We start from the raw sequence: 19,917 nt of genomic DNA, 5'->3' as shown, positions 1-19,917 counted from the left end.
CCTTGCTGCCAGCCTGCATTTGACGTCTGCGGGGTACATCGATCCCCCATTGGGGAAAAAAACAGGCCGCTATAAATAACAGAAGCAGTCAGGGTTGGCAATTCTTCATGAACACACCTTGACAAGCCTGTGAGGAACAGCGTAATTGGCCCTTAGCTCAGAACATTCTTAACACATAAAATTGCAAAAGATATTACAAGGTTACGTTGATCGGCGATTTAAGAAACATTCCCTCCGCCGATAAGTCTGCCTGATACGCTAAAACCTCTACGCCCTCCTGCTGCGCCTGAGCCAGTTGTTCTGCATACGCCACATCAATGTGCCGTGCCGGGGAAACGTCCTCAATCCCCGAGTGCAAAACGGCAAACAACAAAACGGCCCGATGACCCTCTGCCGCAACTGTCGCCAGTTCACGCAGGTGTTTCTGTCCTCGAATCGTCACCGCATCCGGAAAATAACCTTTTCCTTCATGTAGAAGGGTTACGGATTTCACCTCAATATAGCAGTTGCGCCGGGCCTCTGCTTTGAGCAGGAAATCAATTCTGCTTTTTTCAGTGCCATATCTCACTTCCGCCTGACGATGCGTATAACCAGCCAGCGCCGGCAGCCGATCGTGCTCCAGCGCCTCAGCCACCAGTTGGTTGGCGCGCAGCGTATTCACGCAGATCCAGTGGCCCTGTTGGGTTTCGGTCAGCTCCCAGCTGTGGGGGTATTTGCGCGTCAGGCTGTCGGACGTCGAATACCAGACCCGATCGCCCGGCGTGGCGCAGCCGGTCATGGCGCCGGTATTGGCGCAGTGAATCGTCAGAACGTCGCCCTCTGGCGTCACCACATCGGCCAAAAAACGTTTGTATCGGGCGATCAGACGGGCGGGTTTAAGGGGCGGAGAGAAGTGCATGTGGATCCTGAGAATGTAATGGCCAGCTTGCCAGGGCGCGATAGCGGGTGCGGCCCCGGGCATATTCAGAGGCGAACAGAGAAAAGGTAGAGACGCGAAAACGCCAGTGAAAGCCGCGCGGCGGTAACGTCACCGGCTGCGTGGCGTGGCGTAACAGCGTGATGTGCGGATGAAACGGCTGGGGGCTCTGGTAACAGCCATGCCGGGCGGCCTGGGCCCGCAGCAGGCTGGCGAGCTGCAACAGACCGCGTGGCGCGCGCTGGCAGCCGAGCCAGACCACGCCGGGGCGCGGCCAGTGTCCGGCATCATCAAGGTCGAGATCAAAACCGGGCTGTACAATACGCGAGGCCAGCGTCTGCAGGCGCTGTGAGATTTCCGGCGCAACTTCACCCAGAAACGCCAGCGTCAGGTGCAGATTCGCCGCGACCACCGGCTGGCCCGCCTCCGCAGGAAAGGTATCGGCCCGCCAGCGCACCAGCTCTTGCTGCATCTCGTCAGGCAGGCTGATGGCAAAAAATAAGCGTTGTGTCGCCATGGCGCTCTCCGGCAAATATCACGGATGGATGCTACAATGCGCGCCATCTTAGCACAGGCAGAAGCGGAGTTTGCTGTGAGCGATTTACCGGTCAGCGCGGTGCTGCCTGACATTCTGGCGGCGCTGAGTGACGCCTCTCAAATCCTGCTGGCCGCACCCACGGGGGCGGGCAAATCGACCTGGCTGCCGCTGCAGTTGTTACAGCAGGCGGCGCTGCCGGGACGGATCATCATGCTGGAGCCACGTCGGCTGGCGGCGCGTAATGTGGCGCAGCGGCTGGCGGAGCAACTCGGCGAGCAGCCGGGTGGCACGGTGGGATTCCGGATGCGTGGCGAAAGCTGCGTCGGGCCACAGACCCGGCTGGAGGTGGTGACCGAAGGGATGCTCACGCGCATGCTTCAGCACGACCCGATGCTGGAGGGCGTGTCGCTGGTGATCCTTGATGAATTTCACGAGCGCAGCCTGCATGCCGATCTGGCGCTGGCGCTGCTGCTTGATGTACAGCAGGGGCTGCGCGACGACCTTAAAATCATGCTGATGTCCGCCACGCTGGACAATGCCCGGCTGGCGGCGCTGCTGCCGGATGCGCCACTGATCGTCTCAGAGGGGCGCAGCTATCCGGTTGAGCGGCGTTACGAGTCACTGAATCAGAATGTGCGTTTTGAAGAGGCGGTCGCGCGTGAAGTTGCCCAGCTGCTGCGGGATGAGAGCGGTTCGCTGCTGCTGTTTCTGCCGGGTGTGGCGGAGATCGAACGGGTGAAGCGCGAGCTGGAATCACGCATCAGTGACGACGTTGATCTGACGCCGCTCTATGGCGCACTGCCGCTGGCGGCGCAGCGCCGGGCAATTCTGCCTGCCGCCGCCGGCCGCCGCAAAGTGGTGCTTGCCACCAATATCGCCGAAACCAGCCTGACCATTGAGGGGATTCGGCTGGTGGTCGACAGTGCGCTGGAACGCAGCGCACTGTTTGACGCCCGCAGCGGCGTGACGCGTCTGCAGACCCAGCGAGTCAGCCAGGCATCGATGATCCAGCGAGCGGGTCGCGCCGGGCGACTGATGCCGGGGCTCTGCCTGCATCTGGTGCCGCAGGAGCAGGCATCACGAGCGGCGGCGCAGAGTGAACCAGAAATCGTTAACAGCGATCTCTCGTCACTGTGGCTGGATCTGCTGCAGTGGGGCTGTACCCAGCCGCAACAGCTGCAGTGGCTGGATCAGCCGCCCGCCAGAAATCTGGATGCGGCGCAGAAGCAGCTGACCCGACTGGGAGCACTGGACAACAACGGCCTGCTCAACACGCTGGGACGGCGCATGGCGCAGCTGGGATGCGATCCCCGACTCGCCGCCATACTGTGTGCCGCAGGCGATGAGCCGGATGCGGTCGCCAGCGCCGCGCTGCTGGTGGCGATTCTGGAAGATCCTCCCCGCAGCGGCAGCGCCGACCTGCGTGATGCGCTGCATCGGCCGCAGGCGCAATGGCAGCGGCGGGCGCAGCAGTGGCAGCAGCGGCTTAAGATCCGTGGCGGGCGCATCGATGAAGATCGTTTCGCCGGATTGCTGGCGGTGGGCTTTGGCGATCGGCTGGCGCGGCGACGCGATCAGAGTGGTCGCTATCAGCTGGCCAACGGGCTGGGCGCCAGACTCGATGAGCAGGATGGCCTGACGCGCAATGAATGGCTGATTGCGCCTGCTCTGTTGCAGGGCAGTGCCACACCAGATGCCCGGATGTTGCTGGCACTGCCGGTGAATATTGAAACGCTGTGCCAGCAGCAGCCTGCGCTGATTGAGCGACGGACCGAAGTGGAATGGGACGAAGAGAAAGGCACGCTGCGTGCGTTCAGACGTGAGCAGATTGGCGCGCTGATACTGAAAACTCAGCCGATGGCGCGCCCGGAACCGGAGGTGCTGCACGCGGCCATGCTGCGCTGGATCGCCGAAAAAGGTCTGTCGGTACTGGGCTGGACGCCGGACGCCGAACAGCTGCGTCTGCGCATCCAGTGTGCGGCCCGGTGGCTGCCGGAAGAGAGCTGGCCCGCGACCGATGATGAAACGCTGCTTGAGAGCCTGTCGCAGTGGCTGTTGCCGCAGATGTCAGCGGTGCGCGATCTCCGCAGCCTGCAGGCAGTGAACCTGACCACGGCGCTCTTACATTTACTCACATGGTCACAGCGTCAGCGGCTGGATACTGTGCTGCCAACTCATTACACTGTGCCCACCGGAAGCCGGCTGCCAATCCGCTACGATGCGGAGAAGCCGCCCGCGCTGGCGGTCAGGATTCAGGAGATGTTTGGCGAGGCGCAGAATCCCACCGTAGCGGAAGGACGTATTCCGCTGGTGCTGGAGCTGTTATCGCCCGCCCAGCGGCCGTTGCAGATCACCCGCGATCTGGCGGCGTTCTGGCGCGGTGCCTGGCCGGAGGTCAGGAAAGAGATGAAGGGACGTTATCCTAAACATCCCTGGCCCGAGGATCCGGCCACTGCTTTGCCAACAAGGCGAACCAAAAAAATGTCCCCGCAGGGTTGAGTCCGCTGGTTCGAATTCAGAGGGTTCTGCCATGCGGCACGCGAGAAAGCAGTTAGAGTAGCGGCGCTGCCGTAAGCACTGCCTGGAGAAGAAAAGTAATGTCTGGGAACGATCGCGAACCAATAGGGCGCAAAGGTAAACCGTTGCCGCCGCGCAGCAGTGCGGGCCGGGGACGACGCAGGGATATCGAACAGGATATCGATCAGGACGATTTTAATGATGACGAGGAGGAAGCGCCGGTGCCACGTAAAGGTAAAGGTGGAAAACCGCCGCGCGGCAAACGCCGTTGGCTGGGATGGGTAATCAAACTGTTCCTGGTGTTTGTGGTGGTCATGGCCGCGTGGGGCATCTACCTCGACTCGGAAATTCGCAGCCGGATTGACGGTAAAGTGTGGCAACTGCCCGCCACCGTCTATGGCCGCATGGTCAGCCTGGAACCCGGCATGGCCTACAACAAAAGTGAAATGGTAGCGCTGCTGGAAGGCACTCAGTATCGCGAAGTCTCCCGTATTACCCGCCCTGGCGAGTTTTCGGTGAAGGGCAACACCATCGATCTGCTGCGTCGCCCGTTTGATTTCCCCGACAGTAAAGAGGGGCAGATCCACGCGCGCATGAGCTTCAGTAAAGATGAGCTGAGCGAGATTAAAAACCTCGAAACCGGCCGTGATTTTGGCTTTTTCCGCCTCGATCCGCGCCTGATCACCATGCTGCAGTCGCCGAATGGTGAACAGCGACTCTTCGTACCGCGCGCCGGTTTCCCGGATCTGCTGGTCGATACGCTGATCGCCACCGAAGATCGCCATTTCTATGAGCATGATGGCATCAGCCCTTATTCCATCGGCCGCGCCTTCCTGGCGAACATCACGGCCGGTAAAGCGGTGCAGGGCGGCAGTACGCTGACGCAGCAGCTGGTGAAGAACCTGTTCCTCACCAACGAGCGTTCGCTGTGGCGTAAAGCGCGTGAAGCCTATATGGCGGTGATCATGGATGCGCGCTACAGCAAAGATCGCATCCTGGAGCTCTACCTGAACGAGGTCTATCTCGGTCAGGCTGGCAGCGATCAGATCCGCGGTTTCCCGCTGGCCAGCCTCTACTACTTTGGCCGTCCGGTTGATGAACTGAGTCTGGATCAGCAGGCGATGCTGGTCGGCATGGTGAAAGGTGCGTCGCTCTATAATCCGTGGCGTAACCCGAAACTGGCGCTGGAACGACGCAACCTCGTACTGCGCCTGTTGCAGCAGCAGAAAGTGATTGACCAGGAGCTGTATGACATGCTGTCGGCCCGTCCGCTGGGCGTGCAACCGAAAGGCGGCGTGATTACGCCGCAGCCGGCCTTTATGCAGATGGTGCGTAACGAGCTTCAGGCAAAACTGGGCGACAAGGTGAAAGATCTCTCCGGGGTGAAAATCTTCACCACGCTGGATCCGGTGTCGCAGGATGCGGCCGAAAAGGCGGTGATCGATGGCATTCCGACGCTGAAAAAACAGCGTGGCCTGAAAGATCTGGAAACCGCGATGGTGGTGGTTGACCGTTTCAGCGGCGAAGTCCGCGCTATGGTCGGCGGTGCCGATCCACAGTATGCGGGTTACAACCGTGCGCTGCAGGCACGCCGCTCAATCGGCTCCCTGGCGAAACCGGCGACTTACCTGACCGCGCTGAGTCAGCCAAACAGCTACCGGCTGAACAGCTGGATCGCCGATGAGCCGATTGCGCTGAAGCAGCCAAACGGCAGCATCTGGAAACCGATGAACGACGATCGTCGCTTCAGCGGCAAAGTGATGCTGGTGGATGCGCTGACCAACTCAATGAACGTGCCGACCGTAAACCTCGGCATGACGCTGGGGCTGGATGCGGTGGTGGATACCTGGAACAAGCTGGGCGTGCCGAAAGAGCAGCTGCATCCGGTGCCATCGATGCTGCTGGGCGCCTTAAACCTGACGCCGGTTGAAGTGGCTCAGGCGTTCCAGTCGATCGCCAGCGGCGGCAACCGCGCGTCGCTGTCAGCAGTGCGTTCGGTGATTGCGGAAGATGGCAGCGTGCTCTATCAGAGCTATCCGCAGGCGCAGCGTGTTGAACCAGCGCAGGCCGCTTATCTGACGCTCTACACCATGCAACAGGTAGCTGACCACGGTACCGCCCGTGCGCTGGGCGCGCGTTTTCCGAATGCGCATCTGGCGGGCAAAACCGGTACCACCAACGATCTGGTGGACAGCTGGTTTGCCGGTATTGATGGCAAAGAAGTGGCGATCACCTGGGTGGGACGCGATAACAATCAGCCGACCAAACTCTATGGTGCCAGCGGCGCGATGCAGCTCTACCGTCGCTACCTGGATATTCAGGCCCCGATGCCGTTGCAGCTGACGCCGCCGGAAGATGTGTCGCTGATGAATGTGGATTCTGCCGGTAACTTTGTCTGCGGCACGGGCAGCAGCACATGGCGTTCTCTGCCGGTGTGGGCGCTGGATCCGAATGCACTGTGTCAGCAACAGCAGCAGCAGGTTCAGCAGCAACAACAGCTCTTCGATCAGCAGCAGCAACAACAACAGCAGCAGCAGCCGCAACAACCTACCCAGCAACAGCAGGAGCAGAAAGATAGCGACGGCGTAGCAGGGTGGATAAAAGATATGTTTGGCAAATAAATCAGTCAGACAGGTTAAAAAGGGCGCTTCGGCGCCCTTTTTTTGTTCCTGATCAATACGCGTCAATCGGCCTGCAAACGGCGTCACTACTGGGATTTCTTCTTGCAGTGCCTGCTGAATTTCGCATATTATCTAAGCGTTATAATAATCATTATCGTTTCGATTCGCCTGCCTGAGCCTATTGTTAAGAGACACTTTTATGAATGCGCGAACGACTTTTTCTGACAACACCAAAAAAACATTTTCCCGACCGCTTCTGGGCATCATGATCTCACTGAGCCTGAGCTCCTCTCTTTACGCCGCGCAGGCGGAGACGATGGTCGTCTCGGCTGATGGCGGCAGCGGCGTCGAGGCGGAAAGCGCCTGGGGACCGGCACCCACCGTGGCAGCGAAACGCAGCGCCACCGGGACCAAAACTGATACCCCCATTGAAAAAAATCCGCAGTCCATCTCCGTGGTCACCCGTGAAGAGATGGAGATGCGTAACGTAACCAGCGTGAAAGGGGCGTTTAACTACACGCCTGGCGTGCTGACCGGTAACCGGGGCAGCTCAGACGTGATTGATGCGCTGTCGATTCGCGGTTTCAGCGAAACCAACACCAATCAGTATCTGGATGGTCTGAAACTGCAGGGTGATAACTACTCTGAGTTTGCCATCGATCCTTACTTCCTGGAACGCGCTGAACTGCTGCGCGGCCCGGTTTCGGTGCTCTACGGTAAGAGCAATCCCGGCGGCGTGGTCTCGCTGGTGAGTAAGCGTCCGACCCAGGAAACCCTGCGCGAAGTGCAGTTCCAGATGGGCAACGACAACCTCTTCTCGACCGGCTTTGACTTTGGCGGCGCGCTGGACGACGACGGCGTCTACAGCTATCGCCTGACCGGCCAGGCGCGCAGTCAGGATGCGCAGCAGGCGATGAACAAAGAGAAGCGCTACACCATCGCACCGGCTTTCAGCTGGCGTCCCGACGATCGCACCCGCATTGACCTGCTCACCTATTTCCAGAACGAGCCAGAAACCGGTTATTACGGCTGGCTGCCGCGTCAGGGCACGGTGGTGCCGATCACCCGCGCCGATGGCAGCCAGTACAAACTGCCGACCAACTTCGATGAAGGCGAGCAGAGCAACAAGATTTCACGCAACACCAAAATGGTCGGTTATAATGCCGAACACAGCTTTAACGACACCTGGACGCTGCGCCAGAACCTGCGTTATGCCGACCTGCGCACCGATTACCGCAGTATTTACGGCAATGGTTTCCTGCCGGCGACTCAGGAAATCACGCGCGGTTCGGCGGTTTCAGAAGAGAAACTCAACCAACTGGCGGTCGATACCCAGGCGCAGGCGAAATTCGCCACCGGCCAGGTTGATCATACGCTGCTGCTGGGCGTGGACTTCCAGCGTACCCGCAATGATATCGACGCACAGTTTGGCACTGCCTCCAGCCTGAACGCGGTTAATCCGCAATATGGTGATAACAGCGTAACGCCATTTGCCGATCCCTATCAGCATCTCAACAAGCAACGTCAGACCGGCCTCTATGCTCAGGACCAGATGGAGTGGAACCGCTGGGTGCTGACGCTGGGTGGCCGCTACGACTATGCCATGAACTCGGTTTACGATCGGGTAGCGGATAGCGTTGATCGGCAGAACGATCAGGCCTTTACGTGGCGCGGCGGCCTGAACTATGTGTTTGATAATGGCATCGCGCCTTACTTCAGCTACAGCGAAGCCTTTATTCCGAATGCAGGTTCGACCTATGAGGGTCAGGCATTTGATCCGTCACGCGCTAAGCAGTATGAAGCGGGCGTGAAGTATGTGCCGAAAGATCGTCCGGTGGTGCTCACCGCCGCGCTTTATCAGCTGACCAAAACCAAGAACCTGACTGCCGATCCCGATACGAAGAATCACCCAAACTCCAGCGTGCAAAGCGGTGAAATCCGCTCGCGCGGCGTAGAGCTGGAAGCTAAAGCGGCGCTGAATGCCAACGTTAACCTGACGGCGTCCTACACCTACACCGATGCGGAATATACCGAAGACACCCAGCTCAAAGGCAAAACGCCGGTGCAGGTGCCGAAGCATATGGCTTCACTGTGGAGCGACTACACCTTCCACGAGACAGCCCTTTCGGGCGTAACGCTGGGCGCGGGTGTGCGTTATGTCGGTGAGAGCCAGGGCCTTTACAGCACTGGCACTGAGCAGAACCAGAACTTTAAAGTTGCCGGTTACACCACGGTGGATGCGGCGCTGAAATATGATCTGGGTCGTTTCGGTTTGCCAGGTTCAACTGTGGGCGTCAACGTTAACAATCTGTTTGACCGCGACTACGTCGCCAGCTGCTACCGTGAATACGCCTGCTACTGGGGTGCGGAGCGCCAGATTGTCGGCACCGCGACCTTCAGATTCTGATTTAACCGGGCGCTTCGGCGCCCGTTCACAGGGATAACCATGCCGCATCCGCACGCAGAAGAGGCGACCTTTACGCTGAAAAACGCCAGTTTTGAAGTGCCGGGCCGGACTCTCCTTCAGCCACTGTCGCTGACCTTTCCGCCGGGAAAAGTGACCGGGCTAATCGGTCACAACGGCTCGGGCAAATCAACACTGTTAAAAATGCTGGGTCGTCACCACGCGGCCAGCTGCGGAGAGGTGCTGTTGAATCAGCAACCCGTCGGGCGCTGGAACAGCAAAGCCTTTGCCCGTCAGGTGGCCTATCTGCCGCAGCAGTTACCGGCAGCCGAAGGGATGACGGTGCGTGAACTGGTGGCGATTGGCCGCTATCCCTGGCACGGCGCGCTGGGGCGCTTTGGTCAGGAAGATCGCGACCGGGTAGAGGATGCGATTGCCCAGGTCGGGCTTAATGCCTTTGCCGGACGGCTGGTAGATAGCCTGTCGGGCGGCGAGCGTCAGCGCGCCTGGCTGGCGATGATGGTGGCGCAGAACAGCCGCTGTCTGCTGCTGGATGAACCGACGTCGGCGCTGGATATTGCCCATCAGGTTGAGGTGCTGGCGCTGATAAAAGCACTGAGCCAGCAGCGCGGCTTAACCGTGATTGCGGTGCTGCACGATATCAATATGGCAGCACGCTACTGCGATCATCTGGTGGCGCTGCGTCAGGGCGCGATGATTGCCGAAGGTGACGCAGAGGCGATTATGCAGGCTGAGGTGCTCGGTGCGATTTATGGCATTCCGATGGGCATTTTACCGCACCCGCAGGGCGGCGCGCCGGTCAGTTTTGTCTGTTAAGGAGAGGATGATGCCCGATCTTAATCGCCGCCGACTGATGCTGGCGCTGGCAGTCTCTCCGCTGTTTTGTGCGCTTCCCCTGCGTGCCGCCACGCCAAATCCGGGTCGGATTATTGCACTGGAGTGGTTACCCACCGAACTGCTGATAGCACTAGGCGTCACGCCCTGGGGCGTGGCCGATCTGCACAACTACAACATCTGGGTAGGGGAGCCGCCGCTTCCTCAGGGTGTGATCGATGTAGGTCTGCGCACCGAACCCAATCTTGAGCTGATGGCGCAAATGCAGCCGTCACTGATCCTCTGCTCCAACGGCTACGGCCCGCCTAAAGAGAAACTGACGCGCATTGCGCCCATTATGGGCTTCGACCTCCACAGCGGCGACGGGAAACCCCTCACTGCCGCGCGCGCATCGCTGCGTCAGCTGGCGGCGCGCATTGGATTAAGCGCGCGAGCGGAACAGCATCTGCGCGAGGTCGATGATCAGCTGGCGGCGGCGCGCCAGCGGCTGGCGCCCTATGCCGGACGCACTATCCTGCTGATGTCGCTGCTCGACAGTCGTCACGCCATTACCTTCGGCAAAAACAGTCTGTTTCTGGAAGTGATGACTCTGCTGGGCCTGAAAAATGGCTGGCAGGGCGAAACGAATTTTTGGGGCAGCGCGGTGATCGGCATTGAAAAGCTGGCGCAGGTCGGGGATGTGGATGTCATCTGCTTTGATCATGACAACGATGCGGAGATGCAGCAACTGATGCGCAGCCCGCTGTGGCAGTCGCTGCCGTTTGTTCGCACCGGACGCTTTCAGCGCGTCCCGGCCGTCTGGTATTACGGTGCGACGCTCTCGGCGCTGCACTTTGTTCGCGTGCTGGAACGCGCGCTGGAGACGCACTGATGCGCCATGCTTTGTTTCCCGCAGGCCTCCTCAGCCTGCTGTTTCTGCTGGCGCTCAGCCTGACGCTGGTTAATCTGCATCAGGCGTTGCCACAGGCTGAATGGTGGCAGGCACTCTGGTCACCGGCGGTCGATAGCCTGTCGCAGATGGTATTTCACTACAGCCTGCTGCCGCGCACGGTACTGGCGCTGCTGGTGGGTGCCGGGCTGGGCTTAGCCGGTCTGCTGTTTCAGCAGATATTGCGTAATCCTCTGGCGGAGCCAACCACGCTCGGTGTCTCTTCCGGCGCACAGCTGGGCATTACCGTGGCAACGCTGTGGCATCTGCCGGGCGGGGCGCTGACACAGCAGTTTGCCGCGCTCAGTGGCGCGCTGCTGGTGGGGGCGCTGGTGTTTGGTGTAGCCTGGGGCAAACGTCTGTCGCCGGTGACGCTGATTCTGGCCGGGCTGGTGCTGAGCCTTTACAGCGGCGCGGTGAATCAAATCTTCGCTATCTTCAATCACGATCAGCTGCAGAACATGTTTCTGTGGAGCACCGGTGCGCTGAATCAGATGAGCTGGGAAAATGTGCAGCAGCTCTGGCCGCGCCTGCTGCTGGCGTTTGTGCTGGCGCTGGCGCTGCTGCGTCCGCTGACGCTGATGGGGCTGGATGATGGGGTTGCGAAAAACCTTGGCCTTGCGCTCTCTGTGGCGCGTGTCGGTGGCCTTGGACTGGCGATCCTGCTCAGCGCACAGCTGGTCAATGTCGCCGGTATCATCGGCTTTATCGGGCTGTTTGCGCCGCTGCTGGCGAAGATGCTGGGTGGACGACGGCTCATCACCCGGATGCTGCTGGCTCCGCTGACTGGCGCGCTGCTGCTATGGCTGGCGGACAGTTGCGTGTTGTGGCTCAGCACCCACTGGCGCGATATCCCGACCGGCACCGCCACGGCGCTGCTCGGCGTACCGATTCTGCTGTGGCTGCTGCCGCGACTGCGCACCGGTTCGGTGCCGCCCGCGCTGAATCAGGGTGATAAGGTGCCCGCCGAGCGACAGAACCTGCTGCGCTGGGCGCTGACCGGACTTGTCATCCTGGCGCTGCTGGGGTGGGGTGGTCTGGCGTTTGGCCGTGATGCGCAGGGCTGGGTCTGGTCTGCGGGTGAGATGCTGCAATCGCTGCTGCCGTGGCGCGCACCGCGCGTGCTGGCCGCGCTGGTAACCGGCCTGATGCTGGGCGTGGCGGGGAGTCTGATTCAGCGGCTGACCGGCAATCCCATGGCCAGCCCGGAAGTGCTGGGCATCAGTTCGGGTGCCGCTTTTGGCGTGGTGATGATGATGTTCTTTGTGCCGGGCGATGCGCTGGCCTGGCTGCTGCCCGCCGGTGCGCTGGGCGCGGCGCTGACGCTGCTGGTGATCATGGCAGTAGCCAGTCGGGGCGGCTTTTCGCCGGAACGAATGCTGCTGGCGGGCATGGCGCTGAACAGCGCCTTTGTCACCCTGTTGATGCTACTGCTGGCGAGTGGCGATCCGCGTATGGGCGGGCTGCTGAGCTGGATTTCCGGCTCGACCTATAACATCAGCGGCACTCAGGCGGTTCAGAGCGCAGTCTGCGCGCTGGTGCTGGTGTCGCTGGCACCGCTGGCCAGTCGCTGGCTGACGCTGCTGCCGCTGGGAAGTGCTACCGCACGCTCGGCCGGTATGGCGTTGACCCCTGCGCGGCTGAGTCTGCTGCTGCTGGCGGCCGCGCTGACCGCCAGTGCGACACTGACTATTGGTCCGCTGAGTTTTGTCGGACTAATGGCGCCCCATATGGCGCGTATGCTGGGATTCCGGCGAGCGTTGCCGCAACTGCTGCTGTCAGGATTACTGGGGGCGGGATTGATGGTGCTGGCTGACTGGTGCGGACGGATGCTGGCATTCCCGGATCAGATCCCAGCCGGGCTGATGGCGACCTTTTTAGGCGCGCCTTACTTTATCTGGCTGCTGCGGCGTTCAGGTTAAAAAAAGACCGGCGCAAACCGATCTGAGATTATTAACAAAGTCTGGCCCGATTGGCTGTGAGACTGAGCCTGCGAAGGGAACACGGTCAGATCGGAAAGACGCAAAAGCCGTCATCCCTGACACGCTCGGCCCGCGCCGTCCCTGGCGCGGGACGCTTTCCTCCTCTGCCCGTGTTCCCTGCGCGTTGAGTTTTATGTTGCTGTGAGATCCCGGACCGGGTGCTGCTGCCGGTCTTCATCTTTAACGCTGCCGCAATTACAGCTTCGCGAAACAACGACGCGCGGCGTCCACAGTGCGCTGAATATCCTCTTCGCTGTGCGCCAGCGACATAAAGCCCGCTTCATAGGCTGAAGGCGCAAAGTAAACGCCCTCCTCAAGCATCAGGTGGAAGAAGGTTTTAAAGCGCTCCACATCGCAGCGGGTCACATCGGCGTAACAGGTTACACTGTCAGCATCGGTGAAGAAGAGGCCGAACATCCCGCCAACATGGTTAATCACCAGCGGGATATTTTGCTGTTGTGCTGCTTCGCGCAGACCCTCTGCCAGCTTGCGGGTCAGGGCATCCAGCTTCTCATGGGTGCCCGGCTGCGCGATCTGCGTCAGGCAGGCGAAACCCGCCGCCATGGCGATCGGGTTGCCGGAGAGTGTACCTGCCTGATAAACCGGACCGGTCGGAGCCAGCGCCGCCATCACTTCGCGACGGCCACCGAACGCACCGACCGGCATGCCGCCACCAATGATTTTCCCAAGACAGGTCAAATCAGGGCGCACATTGTAATGAGCCTGCGCGCCACCCAGCGCGACACGAAAACCGGTCATCACTTCATCGATAATCAGCAGTGCGCCGAACTCATCACACAGTGAACGCAGACCCGGCAGGAACTCCGGCAGCGGTGGGATGCAGTTCATGTTGCCAGCGACCGGCTCAACGATGATGGCAGCAATCGACTCAGGATATTGCTCAAAAGCGCTGCGCACTGAATCGAGATCGTTAAAGGTGCAGGTCAGGGTATGTTTAGCGAAATCGGCCGGTACGCCCGGCGAGTTTGGCTGACCCAGTGTTAACGCACCTGAGCCAGCTTTCACCAGCAGATGATCGGCGTGGCCGTGGTAGCAGCCTTCAAATTTGATGATTTTATCGCGGCCGGTAAAGCCACGCGCCAGACGGATAGCGCTCATAGTCGCTTCGGTGCCGGAGTTGACCATCCGCACCATCTCCATGCTCGGCACCAGCTCACACACCAGCTGGGCCATGGTCACTTCCATTTCGGTCGGTGCGCCAAAACTTAAGCCGCGCTGTGCCGCTTCAATCACGGCGTTACGGATCGCCGCGTTGTTATGACCCAGCACCATCGGACCCCATGAGCCGACATAATCGATATAGGCTTTGCCGTCAGCGTCATAGAGATAGGCGCCATCAGCGTGTTCAATAAACAGCGGAACGCCGCCCACACCGGTAAATGCGCGTACTGGCGAGTTTACCCCACCCGGGATCAGGCGTTGTGCCTCGGCAAACAGTTGTTCGGACTTACTCATTTTCGGCTCCAGCGGTTCAGAAAAATATTGCGCCATTCTACGGAAGAGGGGCAGCAGACGAAAGGTGGATTCGCCCCCTGTGCCCTTAACAGGAGTGAATGCGGCACAGAGTGCGAAGGGCAGAGCTTGATTGCGCTGAGGTGCTGGCTGATAATAGCGTAATTAAGGTCGTTTTCTGACCTGGGCGTTTACCGGAGTAAAACATGAGTGATGAAGTAGTAGCACTGCCGTTGCAGTTTACCGACGCCGCAGCCACCAAGGTGAAGAACCTGATTGCCGACGAAGAAAACCCGGCGCTGAAACTTCGCGTCTATATCACCGGTGGCGGTTGCAGTGGTTTCCAGTACGGCTTCACCTTTGACGATCAGATGAATGATGGCGACATGACCATTGAAAAGCAGGGCGTCTCACTGGTGGTTGATCCGATGAGCCTGCAATATCTGGTGGGCGGTTCAGTGGATTACACGGAAGGTCTGGAAGGCTCACGCTTTATCGTGACCAACCCGAATGCCAAAACCACCTGTGGCTGTGGCTCTTCCTTCAGTATCTGATAATGCAGGCCGTCATACAGACGGCCTCGTTTACCATTCTATTGTGACCAGCCGGTTACTTTGCTTCACACTTCCCTGCGATTGAATCTGGCCGTTTGTTACGCGCGGCTGCGCGCTTGCCTGTCTGCCGCAGTTGATCTGCGGTGCGGGCTGACCGTTAGCCGTGTTGATTTCACAGCGTGAATAGATGACAAGCCTGGCGCCAATAGAGCCATTTATCGATCCTGCAAAGGCAGAACCGGCGATCGACAGCCCTATGGCCAGCAGCAGTGCTCTGGTCATATAAGGTTCCTGGTGTTTTAAAAAAGCGCCGGGGCGCTAAAAGGACGGCGAGCATACGTGGCGCGTTCGTCTCTGGTATTGATCAACGGCAAAAATCGCAGCGACTTTAATCAATTCGCCGATTTATTCATCGGGATGCAGGGCCGTACAGAGTTGCTGCGCGGCCAGCAGCAGTCGCGGGCCTGGCCGGCTAAGCCAGTCCTCGTTGATGGCAATCACCGGTACATCCAGCTGCGGTCGCCAGAACACCCGGATGTTTTCCACCTGCTGCGCACTGCCACCCGTCACAACGGCCTGAGGATGGCGCATCAGCACCTGCTCACGGCTGACCTGCGGCCAGCTGACGCGGCTGTCAGCAAAGATGTTCCTGCCGCCACATAACGTAATAATTTCATTCTGCAGCGTGGCTCTGGCGGCGGTAAACAGGGGCTGCTGACCAAACTGCAAAAAAAGCGGAACCGCAGTCAGATGAGCATAGCGCTGACGCAGCGCGGCTTCCTGCTGACGTAACTGGCGGGCAGCGCGAGTTGCCTGTTCCGGTCTGGGACTCCAGTGGCCCAGATCGGCCAGCGCCGTGAACATCTCATCCAGCGTCAGCGGATCAATCCATTTAACCGGCACGCCGAGCTCCTGTAGCTGGTCAATCTGCCGCTGCGGATTACCGCCTCGCCAGGCTAATACCAGATCCGGCTTAAGCTGCAGAATACGTTCAGCCTTGATGCCCTGCCAGTTTGCGACCTGCTCAATCTGTTTGGCCTGCGGCGGATAGTCGGACCAGGCGCTGACCGCAATCGGGGTAATCCCGGCAGCAAAGGCGAGTTCGGTAAGGTGAGGGGAGAGGGTAATCACGCGTGGCGGGGAAGCCAGCAGGCTGCCGCTTAACAGCAGCAGCCAGCAGAGGAGTAGCGTTTTAGCCACGCGCCAGTTGCGCCAGCAGGTTCTCTACCATCAGCGAAGATTGCTTCGCCGCAACGCTTAAGAACTCATCAAAGCTGAGGTGAGATTGCTTATCGGCCACGTCGGAAATGGCGCGGACCACCACAAAAGGCACCTGGAACTGATGACAGACATGGCCGATAGCGGTGGCTTCCATCTCAACGGCAATCGCCTGCGGGAACAGATTACGAATGCGTGCCAGCGGTTCGGCACCATTGATAAAGGCATCACCGCTGACCACCAGACCGCGTACGGCATTCAGATCCAGCTGCTGAATACAGGCTTCTGCAGCGGCGATAAGCTTGCTGTCTGCCACAAACGCGGCCGGACAACCTGCCATCTGACCCGGCTCATAACCAAAAGCGGTGACGTCAGCATCGTGATAACGCACTTCTTCTGACACCACGATATCGCCGACGCTGAGCGAGGGCGCTAAACCGCCAGCCGAACCGGTGTTGATCACCACATCCGGCTTGCAGAGCTGCAGCAGCAGTGTGGTACCCAGCGCGGCAGAGGTTTTACCAATGCCCGATTTCAGCAGAGCCACCTCAACGCCCTGCAGGGTGCCGGTATAAATTTCACAACCCGCCAGCGACAGCGTTTGACGGTTTTCAATTTTGTCGCGCAGCAGTGTGACTTCCTGCTCCATCGCGCCAATAATGCCTGCTTTCATAGTGAGTTCCGCTAATGTAAAGAATCAAAATTTAGGGCATAGTCTACCATGGCATTCAGGGGATTAATTCACGAAAAAATAAGGGGTAATCCATGTCAGCGATCAATTTCAGGAAGAAGATCAGCTTCTCGCGCCCTTATAACAGCCGCAAGGAACCGGAAGGCGAATATTACATTACGCGCCATTTTGAGAGCGATCGCGGACGGATTATAAACTCCGCCGCCATCCGGCGTTTGCAGCAAAAAACGCAGGTGTTTCCGCTGGAGCGCAACGCTGCCGTTCGTTCCCGCCTGACGCACTCGCTGGAGGTGCAGCAGACCGGGCGTTACATCACCAAAGAGATCCTGCAAACCCTGAAGATGCAGGGCGGGCTGGCGCAGTATGGTCTTGATGAACTGGAAGGCGCGTTTGAAAGTCTGATTGAGATGGCCTGTCTGATGCATGATGTCGGTAATCCGCCTTTTGGCCATTTTGGCGAGGCGGCGATTAATGACTGGTTTGAAGAGAACCTCTCAGCCGAGCTGGTGGATCCGCTGGTGGCCGGCGTGGAAGGAGAAGCACAGCGTAAAGCCTTTGATCAACTCAACGCCATGATCCGCCAGGATCTCTGTCACTTTGAAGGCAACGCGCAGGCGATCCGGATGGTGCATACGCTGCTGCAACTGAATCTCAGTTATTCTCAGGTCGCCTGCATCCTGAAATATACGGCGCCGGCCTGGTGGCAGGGGGAAAAGCCCGCCGAATTTAGCGTACTCATGAAGAAGCCTGGTTTTTATCTCTCTGAGCAGGATTATATTGCCGACCTGCGTGCTGCCACCAATATGGAAGAGCACCACCGTTTTCCGCTGACTTATATAATGGAAGCTGCGGATGATATCTCCTATTGTATTGCCGATTTGGACGACGCTGTAGAAAAAGATATCTTTAATGTTGAGAGTTTGTATGAATTTCTCAATAAAGCCTGGGGGCCGGTTAAAAATAATGACGCTTTCAGCCGGACTATTGGTGAAGCCTGGCGTGAAGCCTGCAGTAAAAAACGCCGAAGCCGCAGCGATCAATTTTTTATGTCACTTCGCGTAAATGTTCAGAGCGTGCTGGTAAGCTATGCTGTGAAACGTTTTGTGGATAATCTTCCTGCAATATTCGATGGAAGTTTTAACCATGCGCTACTGGAAGATGAGGGTGAAGAGGGCCGCTTGCTGCAATTGTTTAAAACCGTTGCGCGCCAGCAGGTCTTTAATCATTCTGAAGTCGAGCAGCTGGAGTTACAGGGTTACCGGGTGATTAAAGGGCTGCTGGAGATCTATCAGCCGCTGATGCGCCTCAATTACGAAGCCTTTACCACGCTGATAAATGAAGATTTCCTGCGTCAGCATCCGATTGAAACCCGGCTTTTTCATAAGCTCTCGGGTAAACACCGTAAAGCCTATTTGCATAAGATGCGTAATCTGGTTGTCGAACATAAATATCAGCGTCTGTTGTGGGAGCGTTATTATCGCTTCCGGCTCATTCAGGATTATATCAGTGGTATGACCGATCTCTATGCTTGGGATGAGTACCGGCGACTGATGGCGGTAGAATAAGCCGCCAATTGTAAAGAGCGCGAATAAATTTTTACTTTTGCCTTAAACTTTTAAAGGAACTTCGCGCTAAAACATTTATCTCACCTTTCGACCACAGCAATGGTCTGAACAGTAATCTTATTGAGAAACGAAAAATGAAAAAAAAGACCTTAATGTTAAGTGCGCTGGCGTTGAGCCTGAGCATGGCGCTCGCCCCTGTTACTGTTTCTGCTGCGCAAACGGCCTCTTCCGATAGCCTGCAACAGCCAAGTCTGGCACCGATGCTGGAGAAGGTGATGCCGTCTGTGGTCAGTATCAGCGTCGAGGGAACCACCACGGTGAAAACCCCGCGTATGCCGCAGCAGTTTCAGCAATTCTTTGGCGACAATTCGCCATTCTGCCAGGATGGTTCCCCGTTCCAGGGTTCACCGATGTGCCAGAACGGCGACGGTGCAGGCAGTAACGGCGGCGCGCCAGTGCCTGATACCCAGCAGGAAAAATTCCGTGCTCTGGGATCGGGCGTCATCATTAACGCTGACAAAGGCTATGTGGTGACCAATAACCACGTAGTGAATAATGCCACCAAAATTCAGGTACAGCTCAGCGACGGTCGCCGCTATGACGCAAAAGTCATCGGTAAAGATCCCAGCTCTGACATTGCCCTGATTCAGCTGCAGGAAGCCAAAAATCTTACCGCAGTCAAAATCGCTGACTCTGACAACCTGCGCGTCGGCGATTATACCGTGGCGATCGGCAACCCTTATGGTCTGGGTGAAACGGTCACCTCAGGTATCGTCTCCGCGCTGGGACGCAGTGGCCTGAACGTGGAAAACTACGAAAACTTTATCCAGACGGATGCGGCCATTAACCGGGGCAACTCTGGTGGTGCGCTGGTTAACCTCAACGGTGAACTCATCGGGATTAACACCGCCATTCTGGCGCCCGATGGCGGTAACATCGGTATCGGCTTTGCTATCCCCAGCAACATGGTGAAAAACCTGACGGCACAGATGGTCGAGTTTGGTCAGGTGAAACGCGGCGAGCTGGGCGTGCAGGGGACTGAGCTGAACTCTGAGCTGGCAAAAGCGATGAAGGTCGATGCGCAGCGTGGTGCCTTTGTCAGCCAGGTGCTGCCAGACTCAGCTGCCGCCAAAGCCGGTATTAAGGCGGGTGACGTCATTGTCTCGATGAACGGTAAACCGCTGAGCAGCTTTGCTTCGCTGCGTGCGGAAGTGGGCTCATTGCCGGTTGGCACCACCCTGAAACTGGGGCTGCTGCGTGATGGCAAACCGGTCGATGTCTCTGTTAAGTTGCAGCAGAGCAGCCAGTCAAAAGTGCAGTCCGCGACCATCTACACTGGCATTGAAGGCGCCGATCTCAGCAATATCGAAGCGGGTACCAAAGGTGTCCGGGTTGATAACGTGAAACCGGGCAGTGCCGCGGCGCGTATCGGCCTGAAAAAGGGCGATGTGATCCAGGGCGTTAACCAGCAGGTAGTGACCAACCTGGGTGAGCTGCGCAAAGTTCTCGACAGCAAGCCGTCCGTTCTGGCGCTGAATATAAAGCGCGGCGACAGCAGTATCTATCTGCTGATGCAGTAACAGAACAGCAACGGATGAAGAGGCGGACTGCGGTCCGCCTTTTTTATGTCCACTTTCTGCCTCATCAGAGTGTGA

General features: G+C 58.4%; 15 protein-coding genes. 9 read left to right on the top strand and 6 right to left on the bottom strand.

The window, feature by feature from the left end; genetic code table 11:
* Positions 1–193 precede the first annotated feature (193 nt).
* Together sfsA and thpR are read right to left on the bottom strand one after the other, a co-directional pair.
* Positions 194–898: a DNA/RNA nuclease SfsA gene (gene sfsA, locus FOV68_RS16285; protein WP_143991217.1), complete on the bottom strand. Its 705-nt coding sequence runs from the start codon at positions 896–898 to the stop codon at positions 194–196.
* Entirely contained in the window at positions 876–1,433 is a 558-nt protein-coding gene (gene thpR, locus FOV68_RS16280) for an RNA 2',3'-cyclic phosphodiesterase (RefSeq protein ID WP_031591232.1), read from the bottom strand. The genes sfsA and thpR overlap by 23 nt, the downstream gene beginning before the upstream one ends.
* A gap of 36 nt (positions 1,434–1,469) precedes the next feature.
* Here thpR and hrpB point away from each other — a divergent pair, with 36 nt between their 5' ends.
* The 6 genes from hrpB (at position 1,470) to fhuB (ending at position 12,701) form a co-directional block, all read left to right on the top strand.
* Positions 1,470–3,953: an ATP-dependent helicase HrpB gene (gene hrpB / locus FOV68_RS16275; protein WP_143991216.1), complete on the top strand. Its 2,484-nt coding sequence runs from the start codon at positions 1,470–1,472 to the stop codon at positions 3,951–3,953.
* Positions 3,954–4,051: 98 nt separating this feature from the next.
* Positions 4,052–6,592: a bifunctional glycosyl transferase/transpeptidase gene (mrcB, locus tag FOV68_RS16270; protein ID WP_031591230.1), complete on the top strand. Its 2,541-nt coding sequence runs from the start codon at positions 4,052–4,054 to the stop codon at positions 6,590–6,592.
* Between the two features lie 199 nt (positions 6,593–6,791).
* Entirely contained in the window at positions 6,792–8,999 is a 2,208-nt protein-coding gene (gene fhuA / locus FOV68_RS16265; protein WP_143991215.1) for a ferrichrome porin FhuA, read from the top strand.
* 39 nt (positions 9,000–9,038) lie between these two features.
* Positions 9,039–9,833, top strand: a complete 795-nt coding sequence (fhuC, locus tag FOV68_RS16260; protein WP_115764097.1) for a Fe3+-hydroxamate ABC transporter ATP-binding protein FhuC — start codon at positions 9,039–9,041, stop codon at positions 9,831–9,833.
* A 10-nt stretch (positions 9,834–9,843) separates the two neighbouring features.
* A complete protein-coding gene (gene fhuD / locus FOV68_RS16255; RefSeq protein ID WP_039391365.1) occupies positions 9,844–10,722 on the top strand; it encodes a Fe(3+)-hydroxamate ABC transporter substrate-binding protein FhuD in 879 nt (292 codons plus the stop codon).
* Positions 10,722–12,701: a Fe(3+)-hydroxamate ABC transporter permease FhuB gene (gene fhuB / locus FOV68_RS16250; RefSeq protein ID WP_039391368.1), complete on the top strand. Its 1,980-nt coding sequence runs from the start codon at positions 10,722–10,724 to the stop codon at positions 12,699–12,701. The genes fhuD and fhuB overlap by 1 nt, the downstream gene beginning before the upstream one ends.
* A 255-nt stretch (positions 12,702–12,956) precedes the next feature.
* Here the strand turns inward: fhuB and hemL are convergent, their stop codons facing one another.
* Entirely contained in the window at positions 12,957–14,237 is a 1,281-nt protein-coding gene (gene hemL / locus FOV68_RS16245; protein WP_039391370.1) for a glutamate-1-semialdehyde 2,1-aminomutase, read from the bottom strand.
* 203 nt (positions 14,238–14,440) lie between these two features.
* On the opposite strand from hemL, the gene erpA reads away from it, so the two are divergent.
* Positions 14,441–14,788 (top strand): iron-sulfur cluster insertion protein ErpA, encoded by a 348-nt coding sequence (gene erpA, locus FOV68_RS16240; protein WP_010254064.1) that lies wholly within the window; start codon positions 14,441–14,443, stop codon positions 14,786–14,788.
* 30 nt (positions 14,789–14,818) lie between these two features.
* On the opposite strand, the gene FOV68_RS16235 is transcribed toward erpA, so the two are convergent.
* The 3 genes from FOV68_RS16235 to mtnN form a co-directional block, all read right to left on the bottom strand.
* Positions 14,819–15,070: a hypothetical protein gene (locus FOV68_RS16235; RefSeq protein ID WP_010254068.1), complete on the bottom strand. Its 252-nt coding sequence runs from the start codon at positions 15,068–15,070 to the stop codon at positions 14,819–14,821.
* Between the two features lie 123 nt (positions 15,071–15,193).
* A complete protein-coding gene (btuF, locus tag FOV68_RS16230; RefSeq protein ID WP_143991214.1) occupies positions 15,194–15,988 on the bottom strand; it encodes a vitamin B12 ABC transporter substrate-binding protein BtuF in 795 nt (264 codons plus the stop codon).
* A complete protein-coding gene (gene mtnN / locus FOV68_RS16225) occupies positions 15,981–16,679 on the bottom strand; it encodes a 5'-methylthioadenosine/S-adenosylhomocysteine nucleosidase (RefSeq protein WP_069025841.1) in 699 nt (232 codons plus the stop codon). The genes btuF and mtnN overlap by 8 nt, the downstream gene beginning before the upstream one ends.
* A gap of 92 nt (positions 16,680–16,771) precedes the next feature.
* Between mtnN and dgt the strand changes: the two genes are divergently transcribed.
* Both dgt and degP read left to right on the top strand, forming a co-directional pair.
* Positions 16,772–18,262 carry a dGTPase gene (gene dgt, locus FOV68_RS16220; protein WP_010254077.1) on the top strand — a complete coding sequence of 497 codons (1,491 nt, stop codon included), beginning with the start codon at positions 16,772–16,774 and terminating at the stop codon, positions 18,260–18,262.
* A 134-nt stretch (positions 18,263–18,396) separates the two neighbouring features.
* Positions 18,397–19,842 (top strand): serine endoprotease DegP, encoded by a 1,446-nt coding sequence (degP, locus tag FOV68_RS16215; protein ID WP_143991213.1) that lies wholly within the window; start codon positions 18,397–18,399, stop codon positions 19,840–19,842.
* Positions 19,843–19,917: the final 75 nt, after the last annotated feature.

It is taken from the genome of Pantoea sp. paga (genome assembly GCF_007558755.1).
In the GTDB taxonomy this organism is placed as follows: Bacteria; Pseudomonadota; Gammaproteobacteria; order Enterobacterales; family Enterobacteriaceae; genus Pantoea; species Pantoea agglomerans.
Note: the sequence above shows the minus strand (reverse complement) of the source record. Positions and strands in the feature narration are given on the sequence as shown.

What these genes read in the sequence shown, in the direction of transcription:
- sfsA (WP_143991217.1), bottom strand. Translation starts at nt 898, where the DNA reads ATGCACTTCTCTCCGCCCCTTAAACCCGCCCGTCTGATCGCCCGATAC.
- thpR (WP_031591232.1), bottom strand. Translation starts at nt 1,433, where the DNA reads ATGGCGACACAACGCTTATTTTTTGCCATCAGCCTGCCTGACGAGATG.
- hrpB (WP_143991216.1), top strand. Translation starts at nt 1,470, where the DNA reads ATGCGCGCCATCTTAGCACAGGCAGAAGCGGAGTTTGCTGTGAGCGAT.
- mrcB (WP_031591230.1), top strand. Translation starts at nt 4,052, where the DNA reads ATGTCTGGGAACGATCGCGAACCAATAGGGCGCAAAGGTAAACCGTTG.
- fhuA (WP_143991215.1), top strand. Translation starts at nt 6,792, where the DNA reads ATGAATGCGCGAACGACTTTTTCTGACAACACCAAAAAAACATTTTCC.
- fhuC (WP_115764097.1), top strand. Translation starts at nt 9,039, where the DNA reads ATGCCGCATCCGCACGCAGAAGAGGCGACCTTTACGCTGAAAAACGCC.
- fhuD (WP_039391365.1), top strand. Translation starts at nt 9,844, where the DNA reads ATGCCCGATCTTAATCGCCGCCGACTGATGCTGGCGCTGGCAGTCTCT.
- fhuB (WP_039391368.1), top strand. Translation starts at nt 10,722, where the DNA reads ATGCGCCATGCTTTGTTTCCCGCAGGCCTCCTCAGCCTGCTGTTTCTG.
- hemL (WP_039391370.1), bottom strand. Translation starts at nt 14,237, where the DNA reads ATGAGTAAGTCCGAACAACTGTTTGCCGAGGCACAACGCCTGATCCCG.
- erpA (WP_010254064.1), top strand. Translation starts at nt 14,441, where the DNA reads ATGAGTGATGAAGTAGTAGCACTGCCGTTGCAGTTTACCGACGCCGCA.
- FOV68_RS16235 (WP_010254068.1), bottom strand. Translation starts at nt 15,070, where the DNA reads ATGACCAGAGCACTGCTGCTGGCCATAGGGCTGTCGATCGCCGGTTCT.
- mtnN (WP_069025841.1), bottom strand. Translation starts at nt 16,679, where the DNA reads ATGAAAGCAGGCATTATTGGCGCGATGGAGCAGGAAGTCACACTGCTG.
- dgt (WP_010254077.1), top strand. Translation starts at nt 16,772, where the DNA reads ATGTCAGCGATCAATTTCAGGAAGAAGATCAGCTTCTCGCGCCCTTAT.
- degP (WP_143991213.1), top strand. Translation starts at nt 18,397, where the DNA reads ATGAAAAAAAAGACCTTAATGTTAAGTGCGCTGGCGTTGAGCCTGAGC.